The sequence below is a fragment of the Breoghania sp. genome (assembly GCF_030066895.1).
In the GTDB taxonomy this organism is placed as follows: Bacteria; Pseudomonadota; Alphaproteobacteria; order Rhizobiales; family Stappiaceae; genus Breoghania.
The window spans coordinates 218,279-228,701 of record NZ_JASJAV010000019.1 but is presented as its reverse complement, the minus strand read 5'-3'; the positions used below and the strand labels follow the sequence as shown (position 1 = coordinate 228,701).

Annotated in this window: 10 protein-coding genes and 1 pseudogene; 6 read left to right on the top strand and 5 right to left on the bottom strand. The window is 61.4% G+C overall.

The window, feature by feature from the left end:
• Nucleotides 1-67: 67 nt before the first annotated feature.
• Both carA and QNJ43_RS19295 read right to left on the bottom strand, forming a co-directional pair.
• Nucleotides 68-1,273 (bottom strand): glutamine-hydrolyzing carbamoyl-phosphate synthase small subunit, encoded by a 1,206-nt coding sequence (gene carA / locus QNJ43_RS19300; RefSeq protein ID WP_300472155.1) that lies wholly within the window; start codon nt 1,271-1,273, stop codon nt 68-70.
• Nucleotides 1,260-1,424, bottom strand: a complete 165-nt coding sequence (locus QNJ43_RS19295) for a hypothetical protein (protein ID WP_300472153.1) — start codon at nt 1,422-1,424, stop codon at nt 1,260-1,262. Before QNJ43_RS19295 ends, carA begins: the two co-directional genes overlap by 14 nt.
• A gap of 221 nt (nt 1,425-1,645) precedes the next feature.
• On the opposite strand from QNJ43_RS19295, the gene QNJ43_RS19290 reads away from it, so the two are divergent.
• The 5 genes and pseudogenes from QNJ43_RS19290 (at nt 1,646) to QNJ43_RS19270 (ending at nt 8,314) form a co-directional block, all read left to right on the top strand.
• Nucleotides 1,646-2,095 (top strand): GatB/YqeY domain-containing protein, encoded by a 450-nt coding sequence (locus QNJ43_RS19290; protein ID WP_300472151.1) that lies wholly within the window; start codon nt 1,646-1,648, stop codon nt 2,093-2,095.
• Between the two features lie 199 nt (nt 2,096-2,294).
• Complete coding sequence (gene dnaG, locus QNJ43_RS19285) at nt 2,295-4,241, top strand: DNA primase (RefSeq protein WP_300472149.1); 1,947 nt, start codon at nt 2,295-2,297, stop codon at nt 4,239-4,241.
• A 488-nt stretch (nt 4,242-4,729) separates the two neighbouring features.
• Nucleotides 4,730-6,664, top strand: a complete 1,935-nt coding sequence (gene rpoD / locus QNJ43_RS19280; protein WP_300472148.1) for an RNA polymerase sigma factor RpoD — start codon at nt 4,730-4,732, stop codon at nt 6,662-6,664.
• Between the two features lie 138 nt (nt 6,665-6,802).
• On the top strand, nt 6,803-7,414 hold the full coding sequence (locus tag QNJ43_RS19275) for a hypothetical protein (protein ID WP_300472147.1): 612 nt from the start codon (nt 6,803-6,805) through the stop codon (nt 7,412-7,414).
• 157 nt (nt 7,415-7,571) lie between these two features.
• Nucleotides 7,572-8,314 (top strand): annotated as a pseudogene (locus QNJ43_RS19270) (carbonic anhydrase family protein).
• Between the two features lie 40 nt (nt 8,315-8,354).
• Here QNJ43_RS19270 and QNJ43_RS19265 read toward each other — a convergent pair.
• The 3 genes from QNJ43_RS19265 to QNJ43_RS19255 all read right to left on the bottom strand — a co-directional run bounded on the left by QNJ43_RS19265 (nt 8,355) and on the right by QNJ43_RS19255 (nt 9,721).
• Nucleotides 8,355-9,050: a hypothetical protein gene (locus QNJ43_RS19265; protein ID WP_300472146.1), complete on the bottom strand. Its 696-nt coding sequence runs from the start codon at nt 9,048-9,050 to the stop codon at nt 8,355-8,357.
• Nucleotides 8,986-9,249 (bottom strand): hypothetical protein, encoded by a 264-nt coding sequence (locus QNJ43_RS19260; protein WP_300472145.1) that lies wholly within the window; start codon nt 9,247-9,249, stop codon nt 8,986-8,988. The genes QNJ43_RS19265 and QNJ43_RS19260 overlap by 65 nt, the downstream gene beginning before the upstream one ends.
• Nucleotides 9,250-9,337: 88 nt before the next feature.
• A complete protein-coding gene (locus tag QNJ43_RS19255) occupies nt 9,338-9,721 on the bottom strand; it encodes a DUF423 domain-containing protein (protein ID WP_300472144.1) in 384 nt (127 codons plus the stop codon).
• 194 nt (nt 9,722-9,915) lie between these two features.
• Between QNJ43_RS19255 and QNJ43_RS19250 the strand changes: the two genes are divergently transcribed.
• Entirely contained in the window at nt 9,916-10,395 is a 480-nt protein-coding gene (locus tag QNJ43_RS19250) for a GNAT family N-acetyltransferase (protein ID WP_300472143.1), read from the top strand.
• Nucleotides 10,396-10,423: the final 28 nt, after the last annotated feature.

The window sequence follows — 10,423 nt, the reverse complement described above, 5'->3', positions numbered from 1 at the left end:
AGCGCCCAACCCGGCCGGGTTGGGCGCTTTAGATTCGTTTTTGCGTCTGTCTTGGGAAAGCGGCGTTTCAGGCCGCGCGTTCGGGAAGCGGCTGGTCGCCCTTGCGCTCGCGAATCAGGTTGATGAACCGCGTGAACAGGTAGTGGCTATCGCGGGGGCCGGGCGAAGCTTCCGGGTGGTACTGCACCGAGAAGATCGGCTTGCCCTTCACCTGCAGCCCGCAGTTCGATCCGTCGAAGAGCGAGACGTGTGTCTCCTCCACGGTGTCGGGCAGGCTGTCGGCATCGACCGCGAAGCCGTGGTTCATCGATGTGATCTCCACCTTGTCGGTGGTGCGGTCCATGACCGGATGATTGGTGCCGTGGTGGCCCTGATGCATCTTCTTGGTCTTGCCGCCGAGCGCCAGGCCCAGAAGTTGGTGGCCGAGGCAGATGCCGAAGACGGGCACGCCGGAATCGATGGCGGCGCGAATCGCCGGCAGGGCATATTCGCCGGTCGCGGCCGGATCTCCGGGACCGTTCGACAGGAACACGCCGTCCGGCTTCAGCGACAAAACGTCGTCGGGTGTCGCGGTGGCGGGCAGCACGGTCACCCGGCATCCTTGGTCGGCCAGAAGCCGCAGGATGTTGCGCTTGATGCCGTAGTCGATGACCACCAAGTGATATTTCGGTGCGGTCTGATGGCCGTAGCCTTCATCCCACTGCCAGGGCGTCTCGTTCCATTCGAAGCTCTGACCGGTGGTGACGGATTTCGCCAGATCCATGCCCTCAAGGCCAGGCCAGGCGCTTGCCTGTTCCTTCAGATCGTCGAAATCGAAACGCCCGTCAGGGGCATGGGCGATGACCGCGTTTGGCATTCCGCTTTCGCGGATGCGGGCGGTGAGGGCGCGGGTATCCACACCCGCGATCGCGATGATTCCGCGGGCCTTCAGCCACTCGTCGAGGGCGCGCGCGGCGCGGTAGTTCGAGGGGGCGGTAACGTCGGCTCTCAAGACGGCTCCGCGCACACCGGAGGCGCCGGCGAGATTGACGGTCTCTATGTCCTCGTCATTGGCGCCAATATTGCCGATATGGGAAAAAGTGAAGGTAATGATCTGTCCGGCATAGGAGGGATCGGTGAGGATCTCCTGGTAGCCGGTGATCGCCGTGTTGAAGCAAACTTCCCCAGGCGCGGAGCCGACCGCGCCAAGGCCATGCCCCTCGATCACGGTTCCATCGGCAAGGACAAGGTCGGCCGTCGGGGGCGTCGCAGACCAGGCGTCAGCGTTCGTCATGGGTTGCAATCCAGATCGGGTTGGTGACATCATACGCGCGAGCGAGACCGATATATGGCCGATGATCGACGGTTAGATCAATCGTCAAAAGCCGGGTCGCGAGGGAAACCTGATCAGCGAGATGCGTGTGATCGACAATGATGATCAGCACAGGCTGGGGCAGGGTCCGTTGGCGAAGGGGCTCACAACGAGGCAGGCTCACAACCGGGCACGGTGCGCGCTCAGCCGCGCTGACTAGGGCAACGTAGATCGCGGGTCAATTCGCGACGGTGCGAAAAAAACCTTATAAATCAGTTTACTAGAATCGAATGACGAGTCGATGATGCAAATCTGGCTTGAACAGTTTCCTGTTTGCGGAGCTTCGCGCTGACCATGCGCGACCGTTTGAACGCCGCTCTCGCCGATGCGGTGGAAAAGCAGGACAAACGTCGCGCGGCGACGTTGCGCCTGATTCTGGCTGCGATCAACGATCGCGCGGATGCGGCCCGGGCACAGGGACGCGATGGTGTCGAACTCCAGGAAATCACGGATATCTTGAGCAAGATGGTGCAGCAGCGCGAGGGATCCGCGGTCGATTACGAAGAGGCTGGACAGCTCGATCTGGCCCAGCAGGAGCGCGACGAAGCTGCGATCATTTTGGAATTTCTGCCCAAGCAGCTCGATGAGGACGACACAAAGGCGGCCTGCAAGGCGGTCGTGAATGAGCTCGGCTGCAAGGGGCTGCGCGACATGGGCCGCACCATGGCGGTCCTGAAGGAACGCTATCCCGGACAGATGGACTTCGGCCGCGCAAGCTGCGTGGTGAGGTCGCTGCTTCATTAGCGCCCACCCGCGAAAGCGAGGCTCGCTCCGCGCGGGCCGCTCCGGTTTTCCCCGATTGCCGCCGCGTCGATGCGCAGTGTGTCTTTCAGGCGCCTTTTGCGCGCCGGCCTTCTTTCCCCGTTATCCTGAGTGCTTACATGTGTCGGTGGCGCCCGTTAGGCGCTACGCTAACCCTTTACTTTTATGCAGAACGAGACTCATGCGCTTTCCGCCTTCGCTCCTTGACGATATTCGCGCGCGGCTGCCACTGTCGGAGGTGGTGGCAAAGCGCGTGACGTGGGACAGGCGCAAGACGCAAGCCTCGCGCGGCGACTACTGGGCCTGCTGCCCCTTCCATCAGGAAAAGACGCCGAGCTTCCACGTCGATGACAGGCGCGGCCACTACAAGTGCTTCGGCTGCGGGGAGTCGGGCGACCACTTCAAGTTTCTGACGGAAACCGAAGGCTTGAGTTTCCCCGAGGCGGTGGAACAGCTTGCGCAGGCCGCGGGCGTTCCCTTACCCAAGCTTGATCCGCGTGTGGAGGAGCGCCACCAGCGCCGTGCCGATCTGGCTGAAGTGTGCGAAATGGCGGCGCGCTTTTTCGAGCGCGAGCTTTACGGGCCCGCCGGGCAGGCCGCCCGCACCTATCTGGAGCGGCGCAAGCTTGAAAACGACACCTTGCGGGAATTCCGCTTCGGGCTGGCGCCTAATGGACGCGACGGGCTGAAACGGCATCTTCTGGAACGCGGCGTCGACAAGGGCACGATGGTGGAGGCCGGGCTGCTGATCCTGCCCGACAATGGTCGCTCGACCTATGACCGGTTCCGCAACCGGGTGATGATTCCCATTCAGGATGAGCGCGGGCAGGTGGTGGCCTTCGGCGGGCGGACGCTCGATCCCGACGGTCAGCCGAAATATCTCAACTCTCCCGAGACGCCGCTCTTCCATAAGGGCTCGATGCTGTTCAACCTGCATCGCGCGCGCCAGCCCGCCTTCGAGGCCGGACAGGCGATCGTGACCGAAGGCTACATGGACGCCATTGCCGTGTGGCAATCCGGCGTTCGCTATGTGGTCGCTTCGCTCGGCACGGCTTTCACCGAGGATCAGATCGCGCGCATGTGGCGGTTCGCGCCTGAACCGATCATCTGCTTCGACGGGGATCTCGCCGGGGTGAACGCCGCCAATCGCGCAGTCGATCGCATTCTTCCGGCGCTGAAAAGCGGTTACTCGTTCCAGTTCACTTATCTACCGGACGGCAAGGATCCGGATGATCTGATCAAGGCGGGTGGACGGAACGGTTTCTTGGAAGAGGTGCAGAAGGCGCTGCCGCTTTCGGAGGTGATGTGGCGACGGGAGGTGACCGACCGCGACATCGCCACGCCGGAACGCAAGGCGGCGTTGGAAAAGAGCCTTTACGACCTGATCGCCCAGATTCGCGATGAACGGGTGCGGCGGCGTTATCAGCTCGAAATCCGCCTCAAGCTCTCCAACCTGTTCTGGGAGGCGAGCCGCGGCGAGCGTTCGGGACGGTCGGGCCAGGGGCGCGACGGCAACGGGCCGAGCCTGCCTCAGCGGATCGAGAAGCCGCATGGGCCGCTGTTTTCGGCCGAGCGGACCATCTGCGGATTGTGCACGCGCTATCTCGATCTTTTCGAGAACAACGTGGAGCGGATTTCCCGTCTGCGCTTCAACGACGATCTGCACGACGGCTTCAAGTCGGAATTGTGCCGACTGGCGGTCTATCTCGACGACAAGACCGTGGCGTCCATCTTCGAAACGCTCGATCCGCGCTTTTATGAAATTCTCAACGAGGTTCTGACCGACCGGGGGGCCACGCCGGAGGCCGCGCGATTCCATCCCAACTGGACGAAGCTCAGCGAGCGGTTGCAGGTGCTCAATTTCAATCCGCCTGCCGATTTCATCGAACGCTGTTTCAACCTCTATCTCGACGAACTGGAACTCGGCCAGCTCGGACGGGAGGTGGAACAGGAGATGGAAGCGTCGATGGAGGATATCGACGAGCAGGCCTGGCAACGCATTCAGGCGCTGAAGCAGGAAATCATGCGTCGACGCGAGGAACTGGGGCGCCGGGATCACGATATGGCGGAAGAGGCACGCGGGATTCGCGCCGCCTTCAAGGCCGAGGGAATGCGCAAGGCGGGGTGAGGGGCCGATGCGTGTGCCTGAAAGCGCGGCGAGCAACGTCAAAGAGTAGCGAACGGCGTCGTGTGGGGGATCTTTTTGCCGATTCGGGAGGCATCGGAGGCCCACAAACGAATTTTTTTCTGCTTGACCGTAAAGAATCACTCTTGCGAATCGCTGCGGCCAAGTTAAATAACCTGTCGGGACAGCATGAGCGCCGTAACAGGGTTCGGCGAAAACACAAGATCTGTCCAATATCCGTGACGCTTTTTCCGACGTCGGCAAACAGGGCCAGCTTCGGGGTCGGCGCGTGTTCGCCATTTCGAGGTGACATCGGAGGGGACCGTGCGTAGGACCTGCGACGGTTACGGTTAAGCGGGGCTTAAGACACCCGGCGTATCACGAACATGGGATTGAGCGGGCGGTTTTTGGGTGAGCGCGCGCGGCAAGGTATGGTGCCTTGCGCGAATATCGGCTCTCCGGCGCATTGTCCGGCGGTTGTGGAGTAGGACATGGTAGCCAAAGCGACGCAGGCGGAAGAGCAGCAGGAAACGGCGGGCGAAACCTCCGACGGTCCCTTGCTCGACCTTTCAGATGCCGCCGTCAAGAAAATGATTAAGGCCGCCAAGAAGCGTGGCTACGTCACCTACGAGGAACTGAATGCGGTTCTGCCTTCGGAGGAGTTAACTTCCGAACAGATCGAGGACACCATGTCGATGCTCTCAGACATGGGCATCAATGTGGTCGAATCCGACGAGGAAGCGGAAGCCGAAAACCACGACGACGACCACTTCTCGGAGAGTGGCGGCGAGCTGGTTGAAGCTTCTTCCCATGCGGTCGCCAAGACCACCACGCGCGAACCCACCGATCGTACCGACGATCCGGTGCGCATGTATCTGCGCGAAATGGGGTCGGTGGAGCTTCTGTCGCGTGAAGGCGAAATCGCCATCGCAAAGCGCATCGAGGCCGGCCGCGAGGCGATGATCGCAGGTCTTTGCGAAAGCCCGCTGACCTTCCAGGCCATCATCATCTGGCGCGACGAGCTCAACGACGGCAAGATTCTGCTGCGCGAGATCATCGATCTGGAAGCAACCTATTCCGATCCGGAAGGCAAGGGCGGCAACGGCGATTCCAACGACGGCGAGGGCGACGGGGACGACGACGACGAGTTTGAGTCCAACATGTCGCTGGCCGCGATGGAAGCGGAGCTGAAGCCGAAGGTTCTGGAGACCTTCGACCGCATCGCCGACAGCTACAAGAAGCTGCGCCGTCTGCAGGATCAGCTCGTCGAAAACCGTCTGCAGAACAAGACCCTGTCGCCGTCCCAGGAACGGCGCCACAAGAAGTTGCGCGACGACGTCATCGAGGACGTGAAGAGCCTGTCGCTCAACCAGAACCGTATCGATTCCCTGGTTGCCCAGCTTTACGACATCAACAAGCGGCTGATGGGCTATGAGGGCCGGCTGCTGCGTCTGGCCGACAGCTATCGCGTTTCCCGCGCCGACTTCCTCAAGCAGTATCAGGGCGCCGAGCTCGATCCGAATTGGATCCGCCGAGTTGCCAACTTCTCCTCGCGCGGCTGGAAGGATTTCGTCGCCAAGGAGAAGGACACGATCCGCGAGCTGCGTCAGGAGATCCAGAACCTCGCCACGGAGACGGGGCTGGAAATCACCGAATACCGCAAGATCGTCAACATGGTGCAGAAGGGCGAAAAGGAAGCCCGGATCGCCAAGAAGGAGATGGTGGAGGCGAACCTGCGCCTCGTGATCTCCATCGCCAAGAAGTACACGAACCGCGGCCTTCAGTTCCTGGATCTCATTCAGGAAGGCAATATCGGCCTGATGAAGGCGGTCGACAAGTTCGAGTACCGGCGCGGCTACAAGTTCTCGACCTATGCGACGTGGTGGATCCGTCAGGCGATCACCCGCTCGATCGCCGATCAGGCGCGCACCATCCGTATCCCGGTGCACATGATCGAGACGATCAACAAGATCGTGCGCACCTCGCGCCAGATGCTGCACGAGATCGGCCGCGAGCCGACCCCGGAGGAGCTGGCCGAAAAGCTGCAGATGCCGCTTGAGAAGGTCCGCAAGGTCCTCAAGATCGCCAAGGAGCCGATCAGCCTCGAGACTCCAATCGGCTACGAGGAAGACAGCCACCTCGGCGATTTCATCGAGGACAAGAACGCGGTCCTGCCGATCGATGCGGCGATCCAGTCGAACCTGCGCGAAACGACGACGCGGATTCTGGCTTCGCTCACCCCGCGCGAAGAACGCGTGCTGCGCATGCGCTTCGGCATCGGCATGAACACCGACCACACGCTGGAAGAGGTCGGTCAGCAGTTCTCGGTCACCCGCGAACGTATCCGCCAGATCGAGGCCAAGGCGCTCCGCAAGCTGAAGCACCCGAGCCGGTCGCGGAAGCTCCGCAGTTTCCTGGATAGCTGACGATCATCTCGCTTACATGAATTCGAAAAGCCCGGTCATTGTGCCGGGCTTTTTTCTGGCCTCTCGTCATGGTTGTTTCTCTTGGCACGTTTTGCGAGTGTTCGATGATGGGATAGCGGAAATCGGGAAGGGAACCGGATGGATGAGCACGCGCAGGTGCGGGACAACGCTCGCAGACGCAGTCCGCGCGAGAGCGCAGCGGCGATCCTTTTGCTGTCCATATCTCTTGCTGGCGGGGCGCCGCTCTTTTTTCATTCATTCGGCTACCCTTTCCTGCCGTCCTCTCAATTCTACGAAGCCTGTCGGCTTATTGCGTTGTTTGGCGCTGTCGTTCTCCGGGGCTTCTGTTTTCGCATTCTCTTTCACGGTGTTATCGACGGCTACAAAAAGGACGACGCTTCCAAGGGATTTGCCGGAAGAGTCATGCGCAGCGCTCTTGTGACGATGCTCATGATGTTACTCGTCCACACGGCGTTCATTTTTCTCGTTCCCATGGTCACCGCGGGTGTTTCCGGTGGTCCGGTAACGATCCGGTATTCGGTGAAGGATGCAGACCGCCCCCGAGAACGCGGCTGCGCGAGTCCTGTCCGGCTGGAGAACATGCCCTGGTTTCTTGGAATGGTCTGTGGCGTCCCGGACGATTTTCGGCAACGGCTCGAAGCCGAGATGCGCGTGGAATTGATCGACTGGGGAACCCGCTACGGGCTCTTCTATGACCGCATTCGGATCGCGACCGAACACGAGCGCTGAGGACGCCTCGTTCGTGCGTGATGGCGGTGGTTGTTTTCGTGCCATCACCGTCGCCATATTATCCCGAATAACCCGGCTTGAAATTCAGTTGGATGATGTGCGAGGCGGGCTCGATCCCGAGCGTCGCGGCCGGTTCCACCGATTATCGGAGGATGTGATGGAACGCAGAACCTTCCTGAAGGGGGTGAATGGTCATGGGCGCTTGCCCTCTCTGGGCGGCCGTCGCACGTGCGCGAAAGCGCGCATTGGGGCTATACGGGCGAGGAGGGGCCTGATCACTGGGGTAAGCTCTCCACGGACGACATGGCGTGTTCGGCCGGGTCGCAGCAGTCGCCGGTCGATCTCACCGGCGCGATCGGGGCGGACCTGCCGAAGATCGAGATTGACTGGGCCTCGGGGCCGGCGACGGTCGTCAACAACGGCCATACCATTCAGATCAATGTTGCGGACGACAGCATGCTGAGGCACGGGGCGGACAGCTACACGTTGCTGCAGTTCCATTTCCACGCCCCAAGCGAACATCTCGTTGACGGCAAGGCTTTCCCGATGGAAGCGCATTTCGTTCACAAGAACGTGGCGACTGGCGGGCTCGGCGTGATGATCCAGCCCGGCGGCTCGAACGACAGCTTTGCTATGCTTGCGGCGAAATTCCCGGGCAAGCCGAATGCGGAGGCAAAACTCGACGTCGATCCCTCCACGTTGCTTCCCGGTGCCCTCGATTACTGGGCGTATGCAGGCTCGTTGACGCCGCCGCCCTTCAGTGAGGTCGTCGACTGAATGGTGCTGCGCAAGCCGTTGTCGGTGGCCGAGGTCGATATCGCCAGGTACACCGCGCTCTACAACGGCAACGCCCGGCTGATACAGCCGATGAACCGATGGTTCCTGCTGAGTTCGCAGTAGGCATTCACGGTATCCGCCGATCATTGCATTCGCGCAGTTCTCAGGCGATGTTGCGGCCATGAAAACAGCCGCGCTTGCCATTGTCGTCATCCTGCTTGTCTGTGTTGCCGCTTTCTTCGGTTTCGGCCGGGAGAAGACGTGGGAAGTGCTGTTCGGGCCCGCCGATCTCGGGCCGGTGGGCGATTTCGCGCAATTGAAGCGGCCGAAGACGCCCAACACGTTTCTTGCCTGTCCGCCGGAACTCTGCATTCGCGAACGGCCCGATCCGGTGCCACCTCTCTTTGCCGCCGATCCGCATCAGTTGCGCCAGGCGCTCAGCGCCGTCATCGAGGCGGAACCTCGGGTGGAGCATGTTGCGGCGGCGGACATCGTCACCGGGGGAGGAAAGTTCGTCCGTGTCTTCGGCTGTGATGCCGATCAGCGCGATCCTTTCGCCGCCGATCTGCAGGATCGTCGCGCTCTTCAGGGCCGCTTCCCGCGACAGGTCGGCATTGGCCAGAAGGATCGGGAAATCGATGGCGCCGATGAAATCGGCGGGCACCTTGGGGCCGTCGTCGAATTCGTGGTTGCCGACGACCATGGCGTCATAACCGATCCGGTTCATCAGTTCGGCCGCGGCCTTGCCCTTGTAGTGGGCGTAGAACAGCGAGCCCTGGAACTGGTCGCCGCCATCAAGCAGCACGACGTTGCCGCCGGCCGCGCGGATCGCATCGCGGCGTTCGGTAATCTTGGTCATGAAACGGGCGGAACCGCCGAAACATTATGCCCGCCTGCAGGTCTTTCTCGCTGCACGTTGAATCGTACTTGTTGATCGGCTCGATGCGGGAGTGAAAGTCGTTGGTGTGGAGGATGGTCAATGCATAGTCGGCGCGTGCTGCGCCGCCAAAAGCCACACCCGCGACAATCGCCGCGGGCAAAATCAGTGCGTTCTTCATGTTCTGCCCCAAAATCCGACCTTACGGAACAATGCCTGCTACGGTGCCTTGAACGGGGGCTTTGCGCAACTGGAACGTGCTGCGCGGATCAGGCCGCGTCGTTTCGCGAAAAGAGATTGGGCAAGGCAGGGAGAGCGACGAGCAGCCAGTCGAGAATGAGCAGGGTGCCGCCTGTGGGCGCTGCGTTCTTGAAGAAGGAGAAATCCAGGAAGGCGCACGCAGTCAAATCTCCGCAAAAGAGGATCAATCCCAGTGTTATCGGCTGCGCGGGCAAGGCGGGGCGGCGCAACACGCGTCGGATGCCCGGCAGGGACAGCAGGATAAGCAGGGGCGCGTGAGCCAGTGCGATCGCTGCCGCTGTGCTTACCAGATAGGAGAAATCGATATGCGCGGCTACGGTCGAAAGCGTGATGCCCGCGGCGCCGGCCAGTCCGCCGGCAACGGTCGGCCAGATGAGGGGGGGGGGAGGCAAGACGGTCTGTCATGGGCAAGATCCCGCAATGAACGTGATGCCGTGCGATAGCATCCATGGGCGTTCGACGGGAGGTCCAAATGTGACCTTGCATCTTTTTTGAAGCATGTGGCCCTGTTGGCTGAGGCTGGGGCAGGCTGCCGCTGGTACGGAAAGAGCTTCCAAGCTTTTCGGGGAAGACATAAGGTGGTCCTATGAAGATCGGCGCCGTCACCATTCGCCAGGCACGACCGGAAGACGCCGAATCGCTCGCCGATATCCATGGTGCGGCATGGCGCGGCGCCTATCGGGGTGTCCTGTCGGGAGTGGAACTGGAACGGTTGCTGGCCCGGTGCGGCGTCTCCTGGTGGCACGCGGTCATCCGCTACAAGACCCGCATTCTGGTGCTGGAAGTGTGCGGAACGCTCGCCGGCTACGCCACGTTCGGCCATAGCCGGCTGAAGCACCTGCCGTTCACCGGCGAGATCTACGAGCTTTATCTCCATCCCGATTATCAGGGGCTTGGTTTCGGGCAACGCCTGTTCGCCGCCGCGCGAAGCGTGCTGCGGGAATGCCGGGTTTCGCCGTGCGCGTTCTCAAGGACAACGAAGCGGCCCAAGGCTTCTATGAAGCGATGGGCGGCGGGCTTTGCGACGAGAGTATCGAGCGCATCGGCAGATCAGACCTTTCGGTAAGGATCTATAGTTGGGCGGAGCGCTCGAA

What these genes read in the sequence shown, in the direction of transcription:
- carA (WP_300472155.1), bottom strand. Translation starts at nt 1,273, where the DNA reads ATGACGAACGCTGACGCCTGGTCTGCGACGCCCCCGACGGCCGACCTT.
- QNJ43_RS19290 (WP_300472151.1), top strand. Translation starts at nt 1,646, where the DNA reads ATGCGCGACCGTTTGAACGCCGCTCTCGCCGATGCGGTGGAAAAGCAG.
- dnaG (WP_300472149.1), top strand. Translation starts at nt 2,295, where the DNA reads ATGCGCTTTCCGCCTTCGCTCCTTGACGATATTCGCGCGCGGCTGCCA.
- rpoD (WP_300472148.1), top strand. Translation starts at nt 4,730, where the DNA reads ATGGTAGCCAAAGCGACGCAGGCGGAAGAGCAGCAGGAAACGGCGGGC.
- QNJ43_RS19275 (WP_300472147.1), top strand. Translation starts at nt 6,803, where the DNA reads ATGGATGAGCACGCGCAGGTGCGGGACAACGCTCGCAGACGCAGTCCG.
- QNJ43_RS19265 (WP_300472146.1), bottom strand. Translation starts at nt 9,050, where the DNA reads ATGACCAAGATTACCGAACGCCGCGATGCGATCCGCGCGGCCGGCGGC.
- QNJ43_RS19260 (WP_300472145.1), bottom strand. Translation starts at nt 9,249, where the DNA reads ATGAAGAACGCACTGATTTTGCCCGCGGCGATTGTCGCGGGTGTGGCT.
- QNJ43_RS19250 (WP_300472143.1), top strand. Translation starts at nt 9,916, where the DNA reads ATGAAGATCGGCGCCGTCACCATTCGCCAGGCACGACCGGAAGACGCC.